The organism is Streptomyces sp. NPDC051214, from assembly GCF_040682375.1.
Taxonomy (GTDB): Bacteria; Actinomycetota; Actinomycetes; order Streptomycetales; family Streptomycetaceae; genus Streptomyces.
Genome location: NZ_JBFBAT010000023.1, coordinates 15,968 through 38,609 on the forward strand (window position 1 = coordinate 15,968; position 22,642 = coordinate 38,609).

Sequence of the window (22,642 nt, forward strand, 5' to 3'; positions counted from 1 at the left end):
TCGAGTGGTGTCGACTAGTGGGGGTGGGGCGGCATGGCGCCGGGGAACGACGGGGGACTGCGGGAGCGGCACAAGGCGCGGCGGCGCTCACGGATCGTGGAAGCGGTGCGTGAACTCCTGCGTGAGGGGCCGAAGTCGGGGATCAGCGTCGAGCGGATCGCCGAACGCGCGGAGGTGGCTCCGGCGACCGTCTACAACCTCATCGGGCCGCGCGAGAGGATCTGGGAGGCGCTCGCGGCCGGGTTCATGGAGGAGCTGGAGCACCGCCTTGCGGGGCAGGGGACCGGGGACCCGCATGTGGTCGTGCGTACAACGGTGCAGCTCTTCGTGGCCGATCCGGTGGTCTCGCGTCGCATGGTGCGCGCGTGGGAGGCGAGCGGGCTGGTGCTCGACCGCAGTCCGCTCACCCGGCTTCGCGACGCGATGGAGGAAGCACGGGCACGGGGAGTGTTGCGCGCGGAGGTCGACGTCGACGCGCTGGCCGCGGTGGTCGCCGCCGCATGCGTGGGCGCGCTGCATCAGTGGGTGGCCGCCCTCATCGATGACGACCGGTTCCTTTCGCGCGCCGTGTTCGCACTGGATGTCGCGCTGGCCGCGGCGGCCGCGGACCCCTGCCGCGAGGAACTGCTGGAGCCGCTGCGACGCCGGAGCACGCGGTGACGCCGGGCGCGCGGCCGCGGCCCCACAACTTCATGGGCGGCGGCGGGCTCGTGCTGACGGCGGATGTGTGGGGCGAGGAGTCCCGGCCGCCTCTGGTCCTGCTGCACGGTGGTGGCCAGACGCGGCACGCCTGGGCCCGGACCGGTCCTCGGCTGGCGGCGCTGGGCTGGCGGGTCGTCGCCCCGGATCTGCGGGGGCATGGGGACAGCGGATGGTCGCCCGACGGTGACTACGATCTGGGCCTGTTCGCGCAGGACGTACGGGCGCTGGTCGCTGCGATCGGTGGCCGACCGGTGCTGGTCGGCGCCTCGCTGGGCGGCCTGAGCGCGCTGCTAGCCGCCGGAGAAACACCTGGGGTGGCGGTACGGGCCCTCGTGCTGGTCGATGTCGCCCACCGCCCCGACCCTCGCGGCTTTCGCCGGATCGTGGAGTTCATGCGCGGCGCCCCCGAGGGTTTTTCCAGCCTGGAGGAGGCGGCTGCGGCGGTCGGCGCCCATGTGCCCCAGCGTCCGCGTTCGGTGGCCCGCCCCGGCCTGGAGAACAACTTGCGGCGCCAGGGCGATCGGTGGATCTGGCACTGGGATCCGAGGATGCTGGACAGCTTCGAGGGCCGGATGGACCCGCCGGGCATGGCGGAGCGCCTGCTGTCGGCCGGCCGCAACGCCGGTGCGCCGCTCCTGCTCGTCCGGGGCCAAGTCAGCGATGTCGTACGCGAGGACATCGCCGAGCAGTTCTGCGACCAGGTCCCGGGCGCGCGGCGCGTGGAGGTGGCAGGCGCGGGCCACATGGTGGCCGGCGACCGAAACGACCACTTCCTGGACGCGATCATCCCGTTCCTGGAGGGCGTCGGGTGAGCGTGCACCTGGGGGAGGGCGCGTGGGCAAGGGACGGCGGTGAAGGGGGCGTCGGCGAGTACCTCGGCGCTTGCACACATGGTCTGGCAGATGCGGTCACGCGGCTGCCCAGGTGCGGGAGGCGAGCTCAGGGAAGGCGTCCTCCCAGACAGTGCGCACGGTACGACCGATGAGGGTGCGCGTCGTGCAGGCCCTCGTGCAGGACAGTGCGGTAGAGGCCCCTGAGCTGGCGCGGTTTGCCCAGATCGTACGAGGTCATGCCGGACCAGGCCAGGTATAGGGGCAACTCCACGAAGCCGTGAGTCGGCCCACCTAGCTTGTCCAGTGCCTCCGGCAGGCGGCGTCGGAACTTTTCCCGGTACAGCGCGAGATCCGCCTCGTCTGAGCCCGAGAGGTCTCTCGGCCCGGGTTCGGTGTGCGGATGGGAGGCCATGCCCCCATTGTGGCGGCCGCACAGCGCTGAGGCCTGTGGCTTCGTCAATGGCCCCAATGTCACTGCCTGTTGCTGGGCTCGGCCTCGGCCACGCGGACGGCTCGTGTACCGAGCGCGTGGCCGGGGTGGACGGTTCAGGTGACGCCCGGCGGAGGTGCCGGAGGCGTCGCTGTGGTGGCCGGGCTCGGCTGCGGTACGGCGCCGGGCTGTACTGCCGGTGCCGGTCCTGGCTGGGGCGGGATGCCCGGCCCGTGGTCGGGGGGCTCGCTCGGCTCGAAGAGGTCTCGGATGGCAGTCAGTGCGAACACCCGGTCCACCGCGGGGCTGCTGGAGAGCACCGTCACGGACTTGCCCTGTCGCAGCGCCAGTCGGCGCAGCTCAAGCATCAGGTTGGTCCCCGAGCAGTCGCAGAACGCCACCTCCCGCAGATGCAGGTCGATGCCTTGGGCCGAGCGACTCAGGGCACGGAGCAGATCGGGCCGGAGCTGCTGGCAGGTATCCAGGTCAAGTTCTCCGCGCACGATCACGGTCACCCGGTGGCCGTCCGGCACGGTGTCGACCGTGGCCGGCAGCTGAAGCCGGGGCAGCAACGGATGGGTGTCCCATGCGTGCTCGGCAGCCTCCCCGCCGAGGGGCTGCTCTGAATATGCAGGCTCCGGCATGGCCTCTCCCTCTCGTCTTGCCCAGCGCCGCTCCTAGGCTGCACTCCACAGCCCAAGCACGTCAACTAATACCTGAAAAGGAGTACGTGTTTTTGAAAACGTGTACGCGCGGTCGCTAGAGTTGGCGCATGGATGAAGTGCCCGAGCCTCACACCGGATGGACGTTTCTCACCAACCATGCGCGGGTCCTGGCGGCCATCGCCGACAATCGCAACGCCCGCATCCGTGACATCGCCGCGCGCTGTCGGCTCACCGAGCGCGCCGTCCAGAAGATCATTTCCGACCTGGAGCAGGACGGATACCTCTCCCACGTCCGACGGGGACGCGGCAACACCTACCGGATCGCGCCCAGCGAGGCACTGCGCCACCCGGCCGAGTCCGGGCTGGCCGTGGCCTCGCTCCTGTCCCTGCTGCTGCGGGACGAAGACGGCCGCGCCGTGTCCTCGGACGCCGAGGAGCGGCATGAGGGGCGACACGAAGGCTGGAACGAGGGCCGGGACGAGGGCCGACGTCGCGTCAGCGCGTGACGCGGGCGACGAGCGACCAGTCATCACGGGTTCCGCTTATCCGGTCCTCAGACGGCGATCAACGCAACCTTAAGGATCACGGCCCGAGGCCGTGAACGAGGGATCGGCGGCGCGCTGACGTCTATGTTCGGTCGTGTGAGTTCCGAAGCAACCGTCCCAGACCCGTCCATGTACCCGGCGCTTTCCTCCTACCTGACGCGGACGACGGACCACCGTCCGCACACGGCGTTCGGGGTTGCGCGTGCGGCGGGCGTACCGACGTACACGACACCCTCGAGCGATGTCGCGTCGTCCCCTCCCGGCAGAGAGCGCCGAGGCCGCCATCGTGCGGCCGCCGCCACGCCGCGCCAGCCGCGCCCGCGCGCCTCCCGTCATGGCGCGCCCCGGACCCGACGGAGCATCCCACCGTTCTCGTACGGCTACGCGTCCGCGGCTCTCTTGACCCTCACCGCCGCGCTCCTGGCCCAGTCCCACGGCCCCGCCCAGGTCAGGCCGCACGCCGCGCCGCCCGCGGAGCAGCCGGAGGCTCCCAGCCACCAGCCTCCACCCGCGCCCGACAAGGCACCCACCACACCCAACCCGCCCGGCGACGCCACCCCGCACCGGAGCTCCTCGGCGGGCACCGACGCCGCGCCCCGCCACTCAAGGGCCTCGGCCAACAGCGCATCCAGCGTGCTGCGCGTGGGCAACACGGGTAGCTCCGTGCGGCAGTTGCAGGAGCAGCTGCGTCAACTGCGGCTCTACACGGGACCCGTGGACGGCTATTACAGCCACGACGTGGCAGCCGCGGTCGCGCGCATGCAACAGGCTCAAGCCATCCCCGAACCACTCGGCGTCTACGGCCCCGGCACCCGCACCGCCATCAGGACCGCGGCCATGTGAGGCTATGGCGAACGCTGCTGAACAGGGGGACCGGCGATGAGCATGTACTTCGATGTCGGTGACGAGTGGCCGACGCGCTGCACACGCGGGCAGTGCAGGTGGACCGCGCGATGGCCCGCTGAGGGTGCCTGGGGATGCCGGCGGGTGCCGGTGAGTGCTGGCGGCGGCGGGCCGGGACCCGGTGTCGCGGTGTGGCCGGATGGCGCATCATGGGCCCCAGGGGGCGACATCGCCTTGCGGGAGCGCCGGGGACGTGCCGTGGGGGAGGAGGAACGGTGGACGTATATCGGTGGGAGGCGGCGGCCGCGGAGGTACGCGAGGCCGTCCATCAGCTGTTGCGCGTGCTGGAACCGGAGCAGGTGCGTGTGCTGCGCGCCGTGCCTGCCCGCCTGGACGCACCCGAGCTGCGGGAGTGGACGTATCTGCCGGGCTCGCGCCCCGGATTGTCCACCGAGAACCTGGACAGCCATCAGCGCGCTGCCGTCGACGCCGTGCTGACCGCGGCGCACAGCGCTGCGGGGGCGGAGCTGGCGCGCGGGGCGATCGAGGTGGAGCGGTATCGCCGTGCGTCGGTCGGCGGCACGGGCGGTGACCGGTACTGGGTGCGTCTGTTGGGCGACCCGGACGACGGCGCCCCTTGGGGGTGGCGGATGAACGGCCACCACCTCGCCGTACACGTACTGATCACGGCGACGGGGATGCGGGTGACACCGCACTTCATCGGTTCGGAACCGGCACGCGTCCCGGACGGTCCGCAGGCGGGCCGCCGTCTGCTGGGGCCGGAGGAGGACCTGGCCCGACAGCTGGTGACGGACCTGGACGACGGGCGTCGGGGCAAGGCCGTCTTCGCCACCGCACCGCCGGACGACATCTTGACCCGCGATGACCCCTTCGCCGATCCGGACCGGCTGCCGACCGGCCTGACGTACGGCGACATGACCACCGGGCAGCAGGACATGCTCGAGCGCCTGGTGCGCCGATACCTGGACCGCGCGCCCGCCGCGTATGCGTGGGAGTGCTGGTCCGACACGGTGGCGCACGGACTGGACGCCCTCTCGTTCGCCTGGGCCGGAGGCCGCGAGCCCGGCGACCAGCACTATTACTGCGTGCGGGCCCCGGACTTCCTCATCGAGTACGACAACACCCAGGACGACGGCAACCACGCGCACTCGGTCTGGCGGCACATCCGCCACGACTGGGGCGCCGACCTGCTCCGCGCGCACTACACGGAGCAGCACAGGCCCTGACCGGAGCCGCCGTTCTGTCTACTGCAGGGAGCGTAGAAAGATCCACCGCATGCGTGGGGTGTCATGCACGGGGCACCTGGGCGCAGACCTGACACAGGCTCAGTACGTGTATCGAGGGGTGGATTCGATGATCAACGCTACGTCCCGTGCTTCCCGTCTGGCACTTCTCGGCTCGGCCGGACTGCTGGGCGCCACCGCTTTGACGGGCTGCGGTTCCGGAGACGACGGCGACGAAAGCTCACGATCGGCGGGTGAGGAGCGGGCGAAGTCCCCGGCGCAAGTGGTGCAGGCCACCAACGACAAGACGTCCGAGGCGGGTTCGGCCCAGGTGAAGGTGGTCACGACGGCCAGTTCGGGCGGCCGCAGCGAAACCGTCGAGGGATCGGGCGTGATGGACTTCGGTGACGGGAAGAGCCGCATCGAGCTGGGTCAGCAAGGCCAGCGGATCGAGCAGCGGATCGTCGACAAAGTCCTGTACCAGAAGCCGCCCAAGGGCAGCGGCGGGCTGCCTGGGGGCAAGACGTGGATGAAGATCGACCTCAAGCGGGTGCAGGCCGCGGGCGGGACGGGCGGAACCGAGGTCAGTGATCCCGCGGACTCCTTCGCCTACACCAAGTCGCTGTCCGAGAAGGACGTGAAGAAGGTCGGCCAAGAGCAGGTCGGCGGCGTGAAGACCACGCATTACCGGGTCGCGGTCGATGTGGAGAAGCTGGCCAAGGGCAGTCCGGAGCAGCAGAAGATGCTCCGGCAGCAGCTCGGCGACACCCTCCCGATGGACCTGTGGATCGATGGCAAGGGTCTGACCAGGCGTCAGCAGATGGAGCTCTCGATGACCGGTGAGGGCGGAGGCGGCGCATCGAAGGCGTCCTCCGGCGGGAAGGTCTCCGAGGAGAAGGTCAAGGCGAAGGTGGTCATGGACTTCAGTGACTTCGGCACCGACGTCGCCGTCAAGGCGCCCGAGGCCGCCGACACGGTGGACATGACCAGCAAGGTCATCAAGCAGGGGAAGCAGAAGGCCTGACCGGCGAGGAACCGGCGGCGAGCCAGGAGGGTGCGACCCGGTGAGGCCGGGGGTCAGTTCTGGCGTCCAGCTCTGGTGGTCAGTTCTGGTTCACCGGCCAGACCGCGGCCGGGTCGCAGTGGGCCGGACACGCCAGCAGGTAGATCTCGTTGCCCAGGAACAAGGCATCCGTGTCGCCGCCGAATTCCATGCCTTCGGGCACCTGGCAGACGTACACGAGCTCGGCTCCGCACGCACACGTGTAGTGCTCGGGTTCCTGCGCCCAGGACGGCGTACCGCCGACCTTGAACGTCTGGGATCCGAGCCCGTGGGAGTCGGGGGTGTCGACGAAGGCCGTGAGTGTCAGTGGCAGGGCGATGAGTGAGGGTTCCGTCTCGGCCACCGGCTTGGCGGCACGCTGGAGCAGTACGCGCCAGAACGGACGGGGGTGGGGCGGCTGCGGGGCGTCCCAGTACCGGGGCACGAGCCGCCCGGCGGACAGCTGGGGGTCGGACGGGTCGTTGTGCGTACGGCAGTGGAAGACCAGCAGGTGGTCTCCCGCGAAGTGCTCCACGTCCAGGGGTATGTCGAGCTGGAAGAACAACGCCATCCGCTCGCCGCAAAAGCACTCGGGCCATGGCTGGGCCTCATCGAGGAACGGTTGGCCGCCCACCGAGTTGCGTGTCGGCCGGTCCAGCGGCTCGGCGCCGACGTCGATCGCGTGGGCGGGCAGCACTGTCGGCGATGTCTTCGTGTCACTTTCAGCCATGGGGACACCTTAAAGCGAGGCGAGTGTCGTGTTCCTAGCCGCCGGTGGCCCAGGCGATCGTGCCAGGATGCTGCGTATGTCGGGTCGCGCACTGAGCTTCGGATCGATGGCGGAGGCGTACGAGCGGTTTCGGCCGGGGTATCCCCTGGAGCTGTTCGACGCGGTGCTGGCGTACGCGGACGGGCCGGTGCGCACCGCCCTCGAGATCGGCGCGGGGACAGGCAAGGCGACCCGTCTGTTCGCCCAGCGGGGCGTCGCGGTCACCGCGAGCGACCCCGATGCCGAGATGCTCGCCGAGCTGCGCAAGCACGTCCCGGCACATGTCCGAACGGTGCGGGCCGCGTTCGAGGACTTGCGACCGGGCGGCACATACGGGCTGGTGTACGCGGCAGCGGCCCTGCACTGGACGCACCCGGAGGGTCGCTGGTCACGCGTGGCCGCGTTCCTGGAGCCGGGTGGCGTGTTCGCCTCGTTCGGCGGGCCGATCCGGGTGGCGGACCCAGCCGTGAGGGAGGCCGTCCGGGTGGCGCGAGCGCCCTTCCTGGAGAGCGAGGAGGTTCCGTCCCCGGACGGGACGCCTCCGGAGCAGGACATGCAGTGGCCGGGTACGGAGCTCCAGCACACCGAGTTGTTCACCGACGTACGGCAGTCCACCCTCCGCAGGCGCATGACGATGAGTGCTCGCGACTACGTCGGCCAACTCTCCACCGTCTCGGCTTATCTGATGCTGTCGCCCTTGGAGCGCAAGCAGGTCCTGCGGCACATCGCACGGGTTTTGCCCGAGACGGTCGAGGTCGCCGCCGACCTCACTGTTCATCTCGCCCGTCGGTGCTCCGGGCAGCCCGCCGCCGGCAGCGGTTCGAAGACGAGGAAGAAGAAGCGTGCTCCGGGCGAGGCGTCGGGCTGAGCCGTGCACATCGTCACGTTGCCCAGTTGTGAGGGAGCGTGTCGGTCGCAGCAGGGGTCCCGCAGGTCGGTGGAGCCTTCCGGGGCGGTGAAGCCGGCGTGCCGCATGGGTCGTTCGGCCCCGTCGTGCTGAACGTAAGTGATGTTGTGATCGTGGTAGATCGGACCCGCGACCGGGTCGTCGCTGACCTCTTGGGCAAGGCGCCGGAGGTTTTCGTTGCCGGGGTGTGCGGCCACCGTCGTGCGCAGCTTCGCGGCCACCGGTTTGGCCCACCGCTCCTCCCAGTCCACCAGGTGGTGCTCGCGTGCTTCCTCGCGCAGCAGCATCCACCGCATGAGGTTGCGTTCCGGCAGGCGGGGCGGCTTGCCCGGTTCCTGCGGGAACATCCGCATGAAGTCGTCGTTGGCCGCCAGAATGTTCCACGCGATGTCGTTGATGTAGCAGGGCTGCCCGGTCACCTTGCGCACGGCCTTCTGCCAGGCGCTCGGCACGCTCGTGCCCGCCGCGGGGTCCATGGAGGTCGGCGGCTCGTGCCCCAGGGCATAGACGTACAGGGCCGACCGCTCGCGGTCCTCCATGCGCAGCACGCGCGCCACGGAGTCCAGGAGCTCCGGAGTGGGGGAGGCGATGGTGCCGCGTTCGAGAGCCGCGTACGTACGCTCCGACACATGCAGGGCCTGCGCGACCTGGACCTGCGAGAGACCCTTGGCGCGGCGTCCTCGTCCGGCCCGCTGTGGCCAGCCGAGCTCGACTGGGTCTATCGCTTCGCGTCTGCGGCGCAGCAGGTGCTGCTGGGCCTCTCTGTTGTTCACTGCGAACCCTTCCCCCATGGTGTCCGTGCGGCAAGTGGCCCACCTCGCAACCCACCTCGCGATGCCGACAGACCACCCTCGGGCGCGCCCGCGACGTGCCCGGGGCGCCGAAAGGTCCAGAGAGCGTATAGCCGCGTACACCCGATTTCCTAGATCTTTTGTGCTCCGGAGTGGGCGGAGGCACCGCGGCGAAGGCCGTTCTCAGGGGCCGGATCACCGCTACCATCAGGCGATATGCCGCAGGCCGCGATGGGTTTGGGGCAGTCGCGGGCGTCACGGTCGGTGTCGCCGTGCCCTGCACATCTATGGCCGTATTACTGACGGGTCAGTACGGTGCTGGCCAACCCCCCTTGCCCACAGGAGAGTTGGGAGAGCTGCATGATGTCAGCCCTACGCAGACGACCGGTGGCCGCGAGCGCCGTCCTCGCGGTGGCGGTGCTCGGGCTTCCCGGGTCCGCCGCCGCGGAGAGCGCGCACGCGCCGGCCGCCGCCCCCGCGGCCGACTCGGCGGCGCAGGCCGCCGGGAAAGCCCCCAGCGCCGCGAAGCACGGCAAGGACAGACACCACGGCCATGGGCGGGCCGGGAAGCACCTCGGCAAGAAGAAGACCCCCGGCAAGATCCTCAGCTCGAAGCCGTCCTCGTTCCAGTACACCCCGGGTGTTCCGACCCCCACCAAGGCCTGGAAGATCACCTACCGGTCGACCACCGCCGCCGGACGGCCCAACACGGTCTCCGGCACCGTGATCGTCCCCGATGACGGCAAAGCGACCCCACGCCCGCTGATCACCTACGCCGTCGGCACGGTCGGCCTCGGCGACAAGTGCGCGCCCTCCGCCGGTTTCCCGGGCGGTACGACGGCCGAGGCGCCGCTCGTCAACGCCGCGCTTGTCAGGGGCTACGCCGTCGTCGTCACCGACTACGAGGGCCTCGGCACCCCCGGCGACCACACCTACATGGTCGCCAAGGCGCAGGGCAGCGCCGTCCTCGACGCGGCGCGCGCGGCGCAGCGGCACCCGGGAGCGGCGAAGTACGGCGTCTCCAAGGGCGCGCCCGTCGGGATCATGGGCTACTCGCAGGGCGGCGGCGCCAGCGCGAAGGCCGCCGAGATGGCAGCGACGTACGCTCCCGAACTGAAGGTCAAGGGAACGGCGAGCGGCGGAGTTCCCGCCGACCTCGCCAAGGTCGCCGATTCGCTCGAAGGCGGGGACAGCGCCGGCTATCTGCTGATGTCCGCCGTCGGCCAGAACGCCGCCGACCCGTCCCTGAAACTCGACAAGTACCTCACCAAGGAAGGCCGCAGGCTCGCCAAGGTGGTGCGCAACGAATGTGTCGGCACGGTCCTGGAGGCCGGGCGCGGCAAGACCATCGAGGACGTCACCACCTCCAACCCGCTGGACCAGCCCAAGTGGCAGAAGGCCATCGCCAGGCAACTGATCGGCAGCAAGCGCCCGTCGGCGCCGACCTTCGTCTACCACGGCGACGCGGACGAGACGATCCCCTACGCGGTCGGGCAGAAACTGCGGGCCGACTGGTGCGCGAAGGGCAACGCCGTGGAGTGGCGGTCCTTCGCCGCGCAGTCCCATGTGGGAACGGCGATCCAGGGCAACGGCCCGGCGCTTGAATGGCTGGGCCGACGCTTCGCCGGCGAGCCGGCATCGGGCAACTGCGGGACCTGATCCGGCAGCCCACTTCCGCAGTCCGGCCACCGCCGTCCACGGAGGGCGGTGGCCGGACCGCGACACAGGGGAAGGTGGGCCGGATTCGGCAATTCGGCGGCACCGGGCGGGAGTTGGGCCGTTTCCTGCGCACCGTCGCTTCGTTGGCCAAGCTGTCCCGGCACGAGACGCGCCCCCGCCCCAGATTCAGAGACCCCCATGATCAATTCCTGGACCACGCCTGACCGTCCCGGCGAACCGCTCGACGAAAAGCTCGCCGACCGCTATGCCCGCCGCAGCAGCACGCTTCGCGGCGCTGTCCGCCACCGGCTCGTCGATCGCGCGTTGGGCGAGCACCTGCCGGACGCGCGACCGCAGCAGGTGCTCGATGTCGGCGGCGGCACCGGCGTGCAGGCCCGGATGCTGGCCGAGCGCGGTCACCACGTCACCGTGCTCGACCCCGACGAAGCCATGCTGGCCAAAGCCCGCTCCTCCTGGCTGCCGCACGCCCACGACGCACCGGGCAGCATCACCTTCTACCACGGCTTCGGCGAGCAGGCCCCGCGGCTGGTCGGCACGGGGTGGGACGCGGTGCTGTGCCACGGCGTCCTGATGTACCTCGAGGACCCGGCCCCGCTGCTGCGCGTACTGGCCCAGTGCCTGCGGCCCGGCGGCATCATCTCCGTCCTCGCCTACCAGGCCGACGCCCTGGCCATACGGCGGGGACTGGCCCGCGACTGGAGCGGCGCGCTGAATGCGCTGCACAGCCCGGTCGAGGACAACAGCATCGGCACGGTCAGCCGCGGCGTGGACCGCGCGCTGGTCCTGCGGATCTTCGCCGAACACGACCTGGAGCTTGTGCGGTGGTACGGGGTGCGGGTGTTCACCGACCACCTCGAGGACGAGAGCTCCGGGGACGACTTCGACCAGGTGCTGCAGGCGGAGTGGGAGGCCGGCCGGATCGACCCCTACCGGCGCATCGCCCGCCACTTCCACCTCATCTCCCGGGCCGGGCAGACACAGACGGCGAGGTGATCGGGGCAGGCCGCTAGGACACCGCGTTCAGGGCGGTGAGGACGGCCAGCGGTGTTGCCGCGGCCCAGGCCTGCGGAGAGCAGGAGTGGGGGTAGGGGACCGGCTGCTGGTGCCGGGTGCGGTCGTAACCTGCCATGACCTCGGGCAGCCGGTGGTTTTGGTGTGTGGAGGCGGCCACCAGTCCGTGGGCGATGGTGCGTGCCTCGTGGGTGAGGCCGCAGCGGGCGAGACCGAGCAGGATCACCGCGTTGTCGTGCGGCCAACAGGTGCCGCGGTGGTAGGAGAGCGGGTGATATCCCGGTTGCCCCGAGGCCAGCGTACGGATGGCCCACCCGGTGAAGAAGTCGGGCTCCAGGAGACGTTGGCCCACGCGGCGGGCCTGTGCTGCGTCGAGGATGCCGGACCACAGGAGGTGACCGGCGTCCGAAGCCAGGGAGTCGACGTGCCTGCCCTCGCCGTCCAGTGCGAGAGCCGGGAAGTCGGGGCCGGCCATCCAGAAGTCGCGTGCGAAGCGCGCTCGCAGCTCGGTGGCTGCCTCGTCGAGCCGGTCAGCGTAGGGGGCGTCGCCCCACAGTGAACGGGCGAGCCGCGCGGTCCGTACGAGCGCGTCGTAGGCGTAGCCCTGTGCTTCGGCGACGGCGATCGGCCCTTCGGCCTGCGTGCCGTCGAGGAAGCAGATCGCGCCGGCGGAGTCTTTCCAGTTCTGGTTGACCAGACCCTGCGGATCGGGCGAGTAGACGAGGTAGCCGCGGTCGTCCAGACCGCCGTCGTCGAACATCCAGGCCACGGCGGCTCGTGCCTGCTTCTCCAGGCTCAGGGCGAGGTCGTGGTCGCCGGTTGCCTGCGTGTAGCTGTCCAGAAGCACCAGGAAGAGCGGGGTGGAGTCCACCGAGCCGTAGTAACGGCCGTAGGGCACCTGGTGGAAGTGGGCCAGCTCGCCGTGCCGGATCTCGTGAACGATGCGGCCCGGCTGCTCGTTGCGGAAGGCGTCGTACTCGGTGCCCTGTGTCGCGGCGAGGGCGCTGAGCGTGCCCGCCGCCAACTGTGGCCGGTAGGGGAGCGCGAAGAGCGAGGTGAGCAGCGAGTCCCGCCCGTAGAGCGACAGGAACCAAGGGACCCCGGCGCCCGGCACGCGCACGCTCTCCCCGTCCGGGCCGTGAGCGGAGACCCGCAGCGACGCCAGGTCGCTCAGCCCGCGGGCGCACGCGGCGGCCAGTCCGTCGGGGGCGTCGGGTGGCATCGGCAGCGGGGCGCCGACGAAGTCCGCGCGGTCGGCGGCCAGATCGTCGGCGGCCTGGGAAGGTGTGCCGGCCGGGGCGGTCACCGGTGCGCCGGGGGCGTGGGCCGTGGCGGTCAGCAGCAGTTGGGCGGTGCCGTGGGCCGGCAGTTCGATGTGCCACTCCAGCCGGTGAGCGGTGCTCTCATCCGTGCCCACCGTTTCCACTGGCTTCACGGCGGTCGGCGCGGGGGCAGCCGACACCGTGGTGCGTGCGACCCAGGTGTCGCGCTCGTAGGTGAAGGTGATGCCGTCGGGGCGGACCGTCGCGGTGCGCCGGGCGCCGTTCTTGGCGTAGTGCCGCTTGTCGGAGCGCAGTTCGAGCTGGTCGGCGAAGTCGGCGTCCACGGTCAGGCCAAGGACGGCGGTGGTCGCGGCGGGGCGGTTGTTGACCAGCTGGATGGTTTCCGTCAAGGCCCCTTCCGCGAGGGCCTGTTCGCGGAAGACGGTGTAGGCCGGGGGTTCGTCGCGGGTGCCCGGCGGGGTGAGCGCACACTGGGCGGACACCTCACCGGCGGAGGGGACGAGCACGAGGGGCGCGGTGCCGTCGACCGTCAGTGTCCACCGGCTGAGATGGCGTGCGTCGCGGTGGAAGAGGCCGTCGGGTGCGGCGCCGCGGCGGCCGGTCAGTCCTCCGTCGGCGCCCAGGACGGCGAAGGTGCCGCCGTGGATCAGGGTGGTGTCCGCTGCGCCGTTCACGTACGCGCTCCGTTCGAGGGGCTTGGGTGGCCGGGGCCCGCGGGTCGCTGACCGGCCAGCAGATCGAGGGTGAGGGCGGCGGTCCAGCCGAAGTCGCGGGTGCCGCGGGCTTGGGCGGTGACGGGGTCCACGTACTCGGCGAAGCCACTGGCGCCCGCGGCGTGAAGCATGGCCGTGCGCAGCGCGTTTGCCGTGCGGGCCTGCCCGTACTGGCGCAGGCCGTGCTCCAGGAGCCAGTTGGTGTTGAACCAGGCAGGTCCGCGCCAGTAGCGCGAGGGGTCGAAGGCGGGCCCGTCGAAGGCGTAGCTGGGCACCATGGGCACCGAGCCGAGCCGGAATCCGGGTCCTGCCGCTGTGGTGAGCAGGGCTTCGACGATGTTCTGCGGAAGTTCGGGGACGATGAGCGGCACCAGGCCCGCGATGCTGCGTTCGGCGATGAGTGCGCCGCTGACCAGGTCGCGGTTGAGGAACATGCCGTCGGCGGGCGACCAGAGGCGCTCGACCAGCGCGGTCGTCAGGCGGGCGGCCCGCTCTTCGTGCGGGGCCGGGTCCGCGCCGATCTCGGCGGCGATCTTGGCGAGGGCGTGTTCCGAGACGATTAGCAGGGCGTTGACGCAGGGGTCCTCGACGGCGAAGGCATGGTGGCCGCCCGCGTCCGTGTAACCGCTGTCGCGGTAGTCGGTGGCCAGCCGCACATAGCGGCCGTAGTCCAGGTCGGTGGGGCGCTCGGCGGGCTGCCCGTGGTCGAGGTCGGCGCGTCGGTAGGAGCCAGGGGGCACGGGGTCGATGCGTGCCAACGGGCCGTCCCAGCAGGGGCTGTTGTCCATGCCGGGCTCCCACGGGTGGACCATGGCGGCCAGTCCGCCGCGGCCGAGGTCGCGTGGGCCGGTGAGGTAGTCGTGCCAGGCGGCGAGCCGGCCGTACAGGCGGGGCAGGAAGCCCCGGCGGTGCGAGGCCTGCGGGTCGGCCTCGTGCACGAGCCAGGCGGCCAGGGCGTGGACCGGCGGCTGCACGATGCCGGAGGTCTCGGTGTGGGCGGGCGCTCCGGCGGCGGCGCCGGCCGTGGAGGAGCGCCAGAAGTCGGGGCTGGGGAAGTAGGCGTCCAGCGGCACCAGCGGGTTGAAGACGATGTGGGGGACGCGGCCGTCGGCCCACTGGGCGCCCAGCAGACTCTCCAGCTCGCGCTGGGCCCTGCGTACGGAGAGATGACGCAGGCCGATCGCGATGAAGGCCGAGTCCCAGCTCCACTGGTGGGGGTACAGGCCGCGGGAGGGAACGGTGGAGATACCGGTCCAGTTGCGGAGCAGGACCCGTGCCGCGCCGCGCCGAAGGGTCAGGTCATCGGCTGCGGCGGGCACGGGGGTTTCGAGCAGCGAGGTCACGCGCCGGACCTCCGCAGGAACGCGGGGACGGAGCGCACCGCCTCGACGGGGTCGCCGGTCAGTCGGCACTCGGCGGCGAGGTACCCCTCGAAGCCGATGGTGTGCAGGGCGCCGAGCCAGGCGGGCCAGTCGAGGTGACCGGCTCCCGGCTGGAACCGGTTGGAGTCGCTGACCTGGGCGTGCCCGATGTAGGGGGCGGCGGCGACGATGGCGGCGGCCGGGTCGGCTTCCTCGATGTTCATGTGGTAGCTGTCGATGCCGATGCGCACGGAGTCGAGGCCCACGGTGCGGATCAACTCGGCCGCCTGGTCCAGGCGGTTGACCATGTGGTCCTCGTAGCGGTTGAGCGGCTCCAGGTAGAGGGTGACGCCTTCGGCGCGGGCGTGCTCGCCCAGTGCGGCCAGTCCTTCGAGGAGCACCTCGCGGTCCTGCTGCTCGGAGCGCGGCGGCTCGAACGGCGGCAGCCTGCGGGAGAACATGCCGTACGAGGCCGGGGTCTGCACGCCGAGCGCGCCGATCTCGGCTGCCACGCTGAGCTGTGACTTCATCTGCTCCAGTGCGTCGTGGCGCAGGTCGTCGTCGAACGCGGCGAAGAAGTGGAGCATGTCGACGCAGACGGTCGGCATGACCACACCGTCGGCGGCGGCCTGCTTCAGTTCGGGAAGGCGGTCGCGGAAGTGGAAGTCACCCTTGGAGCGCAGTTCGACGGCGTCGTAGCCGGCGTCCTGTGCGAACGCCCACTTGTCCTGGAGCGTGTCGCCCGGGAGGAGCTGTTCCTGGCAGGCGGTTTTCAGCATGGTGAAGCCTTTCAGCGCTGAGGGTCAGCGATCTGGTGTGTCTGGGTGACTGCCCGGGGGCGAACCGGTGGGCGGGGCTCAGAACTGTGGGCCTGGCTCAGAACTCCAGCACGATCTGCAGGGCGTCGGCGGGGCGTTCGTCGAGCAGCACGTAGGCGTCCGCGGCGTCCGCCACCGGGACGACGTGGCTGACCAGGGACTTCACGTCGACCTGGCCTTCGGCGACCAGCGAGAGGAAGGTCTGCTGGAGCCGCTCGACGGTCCACCGTCCGGCCAGCTGCGGGGGGACCCCGCCGATCTGGGAGCAGATCAGCTGTACCCGGTTGTGGTGGAACTCGTCGCCCAGGCGCAGGCCTGCGCCGTCGCCCTGGTAGAAGCCGGAGGCCACCACGCGGCCGCCGACGGTGACCGACCGCAGGGCTTCGTGCAGGGCCGGGTAGACGCCGCTGATCTCGATGGCGACATCGGCGCCCGTGCCGCCGGTGGCCTCGCGGATGCGTTCGGCGACGGTGTCGGTGCGGGCGTTGAGGGTGTGCCGTGCGCCGTACTCACGGGCCGTGGCGAGCCGTCCGTCCAGGGCGTCCACCGCGGTGACGCGGGCGCCGTTGAGCTGGGCGAGGCGGGTGGTGAGCAGGCCGATGACGCCCTGGCCGAAGACCGCCACGTCCTCGCCGAGGTGGATGTCGGCGGCGAGCACGGCGTTGTACGCGATGGCGCCGACTCGGGCGAAGGCTCCGGCCAGCGGTTCGAGGCCGGCGGGCAGGGTGTGGCCGATCATGCGTTCGGCCGGGACGATGCCCTCGCTGCGGTGGCCCCAGATGCCCCAGACCAGGTCGCCGGGGGCGGGCATGCCCGGCGTGCCCACGAGTTCGGGGGAGACCTCGGTGACCTCGCCGACCTCGGAGTAGCCCCAGCCGGCGACCGGGTACTCGATGCCCGCCGCGCCGTCGCGGAAGAGCCGCGCCTCGGCGTCCCAGGTGCGCGTCAGATAGGGGTTCGTGCCCCGGTAGGCGGTGAGTTCGGTGCCCGCGGAGATGCCGGAGTAGCGGGTGCGCACCCGCAGATGTCCGGTGGGCAGCGCGGCACTCTCGTGCTCGGCTACTTCGACCTGGCGGGGGCCGGTGAACTGGACGACGCGTTCCACGGGAGCTCCGGAAGTGCTGGGAATGGCTGTTTCTCGATGACTTACGTCGAAGATATCTCAGAGTTATGTCTTGTCAACACGCAAAAGTGGTGCTGAGATGCTCGGGAAAAGTGCATGAGTGGCGTGAGGACACAGCATGTTGATGAAAACCCGGCGGTCGAGGGCGGCCCGCCTCGGGCTCGCCGCGACCTTGGCCGCGGGCCTGCTCGCCGGCTGCTCCGGCAGTTCCACCGCCGAGCGGCAGGCGGACAACACGATCACGGTGTGGTCGCAGGAGAACCTGCCTCCCCGGATGGCGGCGACCGAGAAGATCGTCAGCCGTTTCGAGAAGGAGACGGGCGTCAAGGTCGACCTGGTTGGCGTGGACGAGGCGCAGCTCCCGCAGCTGATCATGTCGGCGGCCGCGTCCGGCAAGCTTCCCGACGTCATCGGCGCCGTCCCCATGGGGCAGGTCTGGCAGATGTACGGCAACGGCCTGCTGAACACCAAGGTCGCCGACCAGATCGTCAAGGACCTGGACCCCGGCACGTTCAACGCGAACGCCCTGTCCCTCACCGAGGACCACGGCACCCGCCTCGGTGTCCCCTCCGACGCCTGGCTCCAACTGCTGGTCTACCGCAAGGACCTCTTCGCCGACGCGGGCCTGAAGGCGCCGGACAGCTATGCGACGGCCATGAAGGCCGCGGCCGCCCTCGACAAGGACGGCAGGGCGGGCATGTCGGCCGCCACCGACCCTTCGGACGTCTTCACTCAGCAGAGCTTCGAGGACATCGCCCTGGCCAACGACTGCCGCCTGGTCGACCCGGCGGGCAAACCCGCCCTCGACTCACCCCAGTGCCGCACGGCCTTCGCCGCGTACGACGACCTCGCACGCGAACACGGCGCCTCCGGCACCCAGAGCGTGGACACCACCCGCGCCACCTACTTCGCCGGCAAGTCCTCGATGATGATCTGGTCGTCCTTCCTGCTCGACGAGATGGCCGGCCTGCGCTCGGACGCACTGCCCAGCTGCCCGCAGTGCAAGAAGGACCCCAAGTTCCTCGCCCGCAACACCAAGGTGATCACCGCCCTGCAGGGCCCCGACGGCAAACAACCCGCCCAGTTCGGCGAGATCACCTCCTGGGCCGTCACCAAGACCGCCGAGAGCGGCGCCTCGCGCACGTTCATCCAGTACATGATGAGCAAGGGCTACGAGGACTGGTTCGGCATGGCCCCCGAGGGCAAGATCCCGGTCCGTACCGGCACCAAGAGCGAGCCCGGCTCCTTCGACCGGGCCTGGCGCTCCAGCGTCATGGGCGTCGACCGCCGCGCCTCCATGCAGAAGGCCTACCCGCCCGAGCTCCTGGACCGGCTCGTCGCGGGCGTGGGCGACATGAAGCGCTGGGGCCTCACCGAGGGGCAGGGCGCGCTGGTGGGCGCGACCAACGGAGAGCTGCCCGTGGCCAAGGCCATCGGCGCGATGACCAGCGGCCAGATCTCGCCGGACGAAGCCGCCGAAGAGGCCAACGACGAGGTGGCCGCGCTCCAGAAGTCCCTCCAGTAGCCAGCCGCACAAGCGCCCCTCTCCGCGTTCCCCCAGGCGCTCCTTCTCCGAGGTAACCCATCCATGAGCACACTCCAGAGCGGCGCGAAGAAGCGCCGTGACCCTCAACCCCCGTCCGCAAGCACGCGTGAGAACCGCGCCGGACTCGCCTTCGTGACCCCCACCTTCCTGGTGGTCCTGGTCGTGGTGATCCTGCCGATCCTGTGGACCGTCCTGCTCGCCTTCCAGCACGCCAAGCTCGTCAACATCCAGGACAACGGCCTCTTCGGACGCTGGACCCTGGCCAACTTCGAGCAGGTATTCGGCTCGCCCGGATTCTGGAGCAGCCTGGGCACCACGCTGGTCTACACCGTCGGCGCCACCGCGGGCTCCGTCGTCCTCGGCCTCATCGCGGCCCTCGCCCTGCGCAAACCCTTCCGCGGCCGGGGCATCCTGCGCGCGGCGATGCTCCTGCCGTACGTCGCGCCCGTGGTCGCCGTCGCCTTCGTCTGGGAAGTGGCTCTCAGCCCCCAGTTCGGCATCGTCAACGAATGGGGCCACAAGCTCTTCGGCTGGGACGACCCGATCGCCTTCCTCTCCACCCGCTCCTACGAAGTGGGCGTGTTCGGATTCCACTTCGACATCCCACTGGCGCTGCTCACCGTCATCGCCTTCGAGACCTGGCGCTACTTCCCCTTCGCCTTCCTCTTCATGCTCGCCCGCCTCCAGGCCGTGCCCAGCAGCCTGGAAGAGGCCGCGGAGGTCGACGGCGCCACCCTGACCCAGCGCTTCCGGCACATCCTGCTGCCGCAACTGATGCCCGTCATCGCGCTGCTGTCCGTCCTGCGCTTCATCATGACGTTCAACAAGTTCGACGACATCTACCTGCTCACCGGCGGCGGCTCCGGCACCGACGTCGTGGCCGTACGCGTCTACGACTTCCTCACCTCACGCTTCGACGTCGGCGCCGCGTCCGCACAGGCACTGGTCCTGGCCGTCTCCCTCATGGCCCTCCTGGGCATCTACTTCAAGTTCTTCGGCAAGAAGGTTCAGGAGGAATCGGCATGACCCGGACCCAGACGATCACCCGCGAACGGACCGAACAGCCGGAGCGTCCCCTGCCCCCACTCCGCCGCAGTGCGAGGGGCCTGACCCGCGCACAGTTCGAGGAGCGCCTCTTCGGAGTCCTGCGCTGGGTCGTGATCGCCTTCCTGGCCGCGATCACGATCGTGCCCTTCTACTACATGCTCATGCTGTCGGTGAAGCCCATCGACGCGCTGCTCCTGGACCCGGGCAACCTCTGGGTCTCGGCCAAGGACTTCACCCTCAGCACCTACGAGAACGTGCTCAAGCCGTCCTCCGAGGGCGGCCAGGGATTCCTCGGCATGCTGCTCAACTCGGCACTCGTCGCCATCGCCACGGTCCTGCTCACCCTGGCCGCCGCGGTGCCCGGCGCCTACGCCGTCAGCCGACTCAAGTTCTTCGGCAACCGGCACGTCAGCGCCCTCTTCCTGGCCGTCTACCTCTTTCCCGCGACGCTGCTCGCCGTGCCCCTCTTCGTCATGTTCGCCAAAATGGGGCTCTCCGGCAGCCTGGTCGGTCTGGCCATCGTCTACATCGCCCAGACGGTTCCCGTCTCGATCTACATGCTCAAGAACTACTTCGTCACCATCCCGTACAGCATCGAGGAAGCAGCGGCCATCGACGGGGCCTCACGCCTGCAGACCGTCCGCAAGATCATCCTGCCGCTCGCCACACCGACCCTGATGGCCACCGGGCTCTACGTATTCATGATCGCCTGGAACGAATTCCTCTTCGCGCTCCTCTTCCTGGCCGCCGAGCCCGACAAGTGGACGGTCTCGCTGGGACTGCAGCAACTGGCCAACGGCATCGAGGTGTCCAAGACCGTACTGATGGCCGGGTCGGTCATCCTCACCATCCCCGTGGTACTCCTGTTCTTCGCCGCCGAACGGCTCCTCACCGAGGGCCTGACCAGCGGCGCCGACAAGGGCTGACACCGGCTCAGCGCGGCGGCAGCACACAGCCGTACGGCTCGACCGGCCGGCGGCACGCACCACACGCACCCTCACGCTTCACACGCACAGATCGACAGAACAGGACGGGGACAGCGGGCATGGCAGGAAACCAGGCCAGCGCAGGGCACCTGCTGCAGCTCATCCGCAGCGGCGAGGCCACCACGCGCGGAGCGCTCCAGCAAGCGACGGGACTCTCCCGCTCCACGGTGGGCCACCGGCTCGATCAGCTCTTCGCGGCCGGCTGGCTGCGCGACGCGACGGGCGCCTCGACCGGCGGCCGACCCTCCGTCCGCCTGGAATTCGACCCGACGCACGCCGCGGTCATCGCAGCGGACCTGGAGACGCGGCACGCGCGGGTCGCCGTGCTCGACCTGGCGGGCAACGTCCTCGCCGAGCACAGCGGCGCCCTCCTCATCGGCGACGGACCCGACCGCGTCCTGGACGAACTGGCGCGCTGGTTCGCCCCGCTGCTCGCCGAGGCCGGTGTCGACGCCGCACGCATCTGCGGCATCGGCCTGTCCGTACCCGGCCCCGTCGACTGGGAGACCGCCCAGATCGTGCAGCCGCCGATCATGCCGGGCTGGGACCGCTTCCCCGTACGCGAACGCCTGCGCGAGGCATGGTCCGAGCACGTCGTCCCGGGGGGTGCCGCGGGGCCGGTGCCTCCTCCCGTCTACGTCGACAACGACGCCAACCTGATGGCCCTGGCGGAGCAACGGGCCGGCCACCCCGACTGCAGCGCCTTCGTCCTCATCAAGGCATCCACGGGCATCGGCGCGGGCGTCATCGTCGGCGGCGAGGTCTATCGCGGCATCGACGGCGGCGCGGGCGACATCGGCCACATCCGCCTGCACGACCGCCCCGACGCCCTGTGCATGTGCGGCTCCTACGGCTGCCTCGCCGCGGTCGCCTCGGGTGGCGCCATCGCCAGACAGCTCACCGCCGCCGGCGTGCCCACCGCCTCCGGCTCCGACGTCCGCGCCCACCTCGCCACCGGTCACCCCGACGCCGTGCGCTTCGCCCGGGAGGCCGGCCAGCGCGTGGGCGAAGTCCTGGTCACCGTCGTCACCCTGCTGAACCCCGGTGTCCTGGTGCTCACCGGCGACCTGGCCGGCACTCCCTTCCTCACCGGCGTACGCGAACTCCTGTATCAGCGCGCCATGCCCCGCACCACCTCCCACCTCCAGGTCGTCACCTCCGAACTGGGTGACCACGCCGCCCTGATGGGAGCCACCCTGATGGTCGTCGAACACCTCTACTCCCCGGCCACGGCGGACGCGCGCCTCGCGGAGCTCTTGGCGCCGGACGCGACGGGGTGAACCGGCTTAGCGCGTCGCGGCCGGACGCCGCCTCCGCGCGGCGCGAGGGGTAGGACCCACCGCCCGGTACACCGCCCCGACGACGACACCCGCTCACCCACGGAGAAGCACCATGCCCCACAGCACCGCCGCCCCGGCCACCGCCTGGACCCACCCGCCTGTCCGCGTCGGGCTGGTGGGCGCCGGCCCCTGGGCCCGCGCCATGCACGCCCGCATGCTGGCCGCCGGTCCCGAGACGACGCTCGCCGGGGTCTGGGCGCGCAGGCCCGAGGCAGCCGCCGAAGTCGCCGCGGCGTACGGCGCCCCCGCCGCCGCCTCCTTCGAGGAACTCCTCGACACGTGCGAGGCGGTGGCCTTCGCGGTACCACCCGCCGTGCAGGCCGCTCTGGCCCCGCGTGCCGCGGCGGCGGGCCGCGCCCTGCTCCTGGAGAAGCCGCTCGGCACCGACCTGGAAACCGCCCGCGCCGTCGCGGACGCCGTCGCCGAACACCAGGTGATCTCGCAACTGGTCCTTACGAAGCGATACCACCCGGCCACCCGTGCCTTCCTCGCCGAAGCGGCGACGCGGGAGGTGACCGGCGCACGCTCGTGCTACCTCCACGGAGCCTTCCTGGAGGGCGACTTCGCCACCGCCTGGCGGCTCGAACACGGCGCCCTGCTCGACCTCGGCCCGCACCTTCTGGACCTGCTCGACACCGCGGTCGCACCGATCGTTTCCGTACGCGCCACGGGCGACCCCACGCGCTGGATCGAGCTGACCTGCGAGCACGAGAACGGCGCGGTCAGTCAGGCGTCCCTGTCCGGCAGCGTGAACCTCCCACGCGCCAGGACCCGCGTGGAGCTCTTCGGACCCGGCGAAGAACTGGTCTACGACACCGCCGACATCGACCACGAGGAGTGCTGGCCCATCCTGCGCCGCGAGTTCGCCACGGCGGTCCGCACCGGCCAGGGCACGGGAATCGACGCCGCCCACGGCCTGCACATCCAACGGCTGCTGGCCAGCGCCCGGCCGTAGACGCGGGT

Annotated in this window: 21 protein-coding genes and 1 pseudogene; 14 read left to right on the forward strand and 8 right to left on the reverse strand. The window is 70.6% G+C overall.

What is annotated here, in order from left to right; all coding sequences use genetic code 11:
* Positions 1-33 precede the first annotated feature (33 nt).
* Entirely contained in the window at positions 34-660 is a 627-nt protein-coding gene (locus tag AB0M70_RS39340; RefSeq protein WP_365828151.1) for a TetR/AcrR family transcriptional regulator, read from the forward strand.
* On the forward strand, positions 657-1,514 hold the full coding sequence (locus tag AB0M70_RS39345; RefSeq protein ID WP_365828153.1) for an alpha/beta hydrolase: 858 nt from the start codon (positions 657-659) through the stop codon (positions 1,512-1,514). The genes AB0M70_RS39340 and AB0M70_RS39345 overlap by 4 nt, the downstream gene beginning before the upstream one ends.
* Before the next feature lie 96 nt (positions 1,515-1,610).
* On the opposite strand, the pseudogene AB0M70_RS39350 reads toward AB0M70_RS39345, so the two are convergent.
* Positions 1,611-1,947: pseudogene (locus AB0M70_RS39350) on the reverse strand (hypothetical protein).
* A gap of 134 nt (positions 1,948-2,081) precedes the next feature.
* The gene (locus AB0M70_RS39355) at positions 2,082-2,609 is read right to left on the reverse strand and encodes an STAS domain-containing protein (protein WP_365828155.1); all 528 of its coding nucleotides are present in this window, start codon (positions 2,607-2,609) and stop codon (positions 2,082-2,084) included.
* 128 nt (positions 2,610-2,737) lie between these two features.
* Between AB0M70_RS39355 and AB0M70_RS39360 the strand changes: the two genes are divergently transcribed.
* From AB0M70_RS39360 to AB0M70_RS39375, 4 genes are all read left to right on the forward strand, one after another.
* Positions 2,738-3,136 carry a helix-turn-helix domain-containing protein gene (locus AB0M70_RS39360; protein ID WP_365828157.1) on the forward strand — a complete coding sequence of 133 codons (399 nt, stop codon included), beginning with the start codon at positions 2,738-2,740 and terminating at the stop codon, positions 3,134-3,136.
* A gap of 135 nt (positions 3,137-3,271) precedes the next feature.
* On the forward strand, positions 3,272-4,018 hold the full coding sequence (locus tag AB0M70_RS39365; protein WP_365828159.1) for a peptidoglycan-binding protein: 747 nt from the start codon (positions 3,272-3,274) through the stop codon (positions 4,016-4,018).
* A gap of 275 nt (positions 4,019-4,293) precedes the next feature.
* Positions 4,294-5,265, forward strand: a complete 972-nt coding sequence (locus AB0M70_RS39370; RefSeq protein WP_365828161.1) for a DUF3500 domain-containing protein — start codon at positions 4,294-4,296, stop codon at positions 5,263-5,265.
* Positions 5,266-5,392: 127 nt separating this feature from the next.
* Positions 5,393-6,286: a hypothetical protein gene (locus AB0M70_RS39375; protein ID WP_365828163.1), complete on the forward strand. Its 894-nt coding sequence runs from the start codon at positions 5,393-5,395 to the stop codon at positions 6,284-6,286.
* Between the two features lie 79 nt (positions 6,287-6,365).
* Here AB0M70_RS39375 and AB0M70_RS39380 read toward each other — a convergent pair whose 3' ends face one another.
* Positions 6,366-7,034: a hypothetical protein gene (locus AB0M70_RS39380; protein WP_365828165.1), complete on the reverse strand. Its 669-nt coding sequence runs from the start codon at positions 7,032-7,034 to the stop codon at positions 6,366-6,368.
* Between the two features lie 76 nt (positions 7,035-7,110).
* Between AB0M70_RS39380 and AB0M70_RS39385 the strand changes: the two genes are divergently transcribed.
* On the forward strand, positions 7,111-7,941 hold the full coding sequence (locus tag AB0M70_RS39385) for a class I SAM-dependent methyltransferase (protein ID WP_365828167.1): 831 nt from the start codon (positions 7,111-7,113) through the stop codon (positions 7,939-7,941).
* Here AB0M70_RS39385 and AB0M70_RS39390 read toward each other — a convergent pair.
* Positions 7,848-8,753: a helix-turn-helix domain-containing protein gene (locus AB0M70_RS39390; protein ID WP_365828169.1), complete on the reverse strand. Its 906-nt coding sequence runs from the start codon at positions 8,751-8,753 to the stop codon at positions 7,848-7,850. The genes AB0M70_RS39385 and AB0M70_RS39390 overlap by 94 nt on opposite strands.
* A gap of 378 nt (positions 8,754-9,131) precedes the next feature.
* On the opposite strand from AB0M70_RS39390, the gene AB0M70_RS39395 reads away from it, so the two are divergent.
* Positions 9,132-10,430: a lipase family protein gene (locus AB0M70_RS39395; RefSeq protein ID WP_365828171.1), complete on the forward strand. Its 1,299-nt coding sequence runs from the start codon at positions 9,132-9,134 to the stop codon at positions 10,428-10,430.
* A gap of 198 nt (positions 10,431-10,628) precedes the next feature.
* The gene (locus AB0M70_RS39400) at positions 10,629-11,444 is read left to right on the forward strand and encodes a methyltransferase (protein WP_365828173.1); all 816 of its coding nucleotides are present in this window, start codon (positions 10,629-10,631) and stop codon (positions 11,442-11,444) included.
* 13 nt (positions 11,445-11,457) lie between these two features.
* Here the strand turns inward: AB0M70_RS39400 and AB0M70_RS39405 are convergent, their stop codons facing one another.
* The 4 genes from AB0M70_RS39405 to AB0M70_RS39420 form a co-directional block, all read right to left on the reverse strand.
* Positions 11,458-13,419, reverse strand: a complete 1,962-nt coding sequence (locus tag AB0M70_RS39405; RefSeq protein WP_365828175.1) for a glycogen debranching N-terminal domain-containing protein — start codon at positions 13,417-13,419, stop codon at positions 11,458-11,460.
* The gene (locus AB0M70_RS39410) at positions 13,416-14,801 is read right to left on the reverse strand and encodes a trehalase family glycosidase (RefSeq protein WP_365828177.1); all 1,386 of its coding nucleotides are present in this window, start codon (positions 14,799-14,801) and stop codon (positions 13,416-13,418) included. Before AB0M70_RS39410 ends, AB0M70_RS39405 begins: the two co-directional genes overlap by 4 nt.
* Entirely contained in the window at positions 14,798-15,598 is an 801-nt protein-coding gene (locus tag AB0M70_RS39415) for a sugar phosphate isomerase/epimerase family protein (RefSeq protein ID WP_365828179.1), read from the reverse strand. The genes AB0M70_RS39410 and AB0M70_RS39415 overlap by 4 nt, the downstream gene beginning before the upstream one ends.
* 97 nt (positions 15,599-15,695) lie before the next feature.
* On the reverse strand, positions 15,696-16,742 hold the full coding sequence (locus AB0M70_RS39420; protein ID WP_365828181.1) for a zinc-binding alcohol dehydrogenase: 1,047 nt from the start codon (positions 16,740-16,742) through the stop codon (positions 15,696-15,698).
* Between the two features lie 136 nt (positions 16,743-16,878).
* On the opposite strand from AB0M70_RS39420, the gene AB0M70_RS39425 reads away from it, so the two are divergent.
* The 5 genes from AB0M70_RS39425 to AB0M70_RS39445 all read left to right on the forward strand — a co-directional run bounded on the left by AB0M70_RS39425 (position 16,879) and on the right by AB0M70_RS39445 (position 22,634).
* The gene (locus tag AB0M70_RS39425) at positions 16,879-18,285 is read left to right on the forward strand and encodes an extracellular solute-binding protein (protein ID WP_365828183.1); all 1,407 of its coding nucleotides are present in this window, start codon (positions 16,879-16,881) and stop codon (positions 18,283-18,285) included.
* Between the two features lie 63 nt (positions 18,286-18,348).
* Positions 18,349-19,332 (forward strand): sugar ABC transporter permease, encoded by a 984-nt coding sequence (locus AB0M70_RS39430; protein ID WP_365828185.1) that lies wholly within the window; start codon positions 18,349-18,351, stop codon positions 19,330-19,332.
* A gap of 80 nt (positions 19,333-19,412) precedes the next feature.
* Positions 19,413-20,279, forward strand: a complete 867-nt coding sequence (locus AB0M70_RS39435; RefSeq protein ID WP_365828304.1) for a carbohydrate ABC transporter permease — start codon at positions 19,413-19,415, stop codon at positions 20,277-20,279.
* Between the two features lie 119 nt (positions 20,280-20,398).
* Complete coding sequence (locus AB0M70_RS39440; protein WP_365828187.1) at positions 20,399-21,619, forward strand: ROK family protein; 1,221 nt, start codon at positions 20,399-20,401, stop codon at positions 21,617-21,619.
* A gap of 112 nt (positions 21,620-21,731) precedes the next feature.
* Complete coding sequence (locus AB0M70_RS39445) at positions 21,732-22,634, forward strand: Gfo/Idh/MocA family oxidoreductase (RefSeq protein WP_365828189.1); 903 nt, start codon at positions 21,732-21,734, stop codon at positions 22,632-22,634.
* The last annotated feature ends 8 nt before the right edge of the window (positions 22,635-22,642 follow it).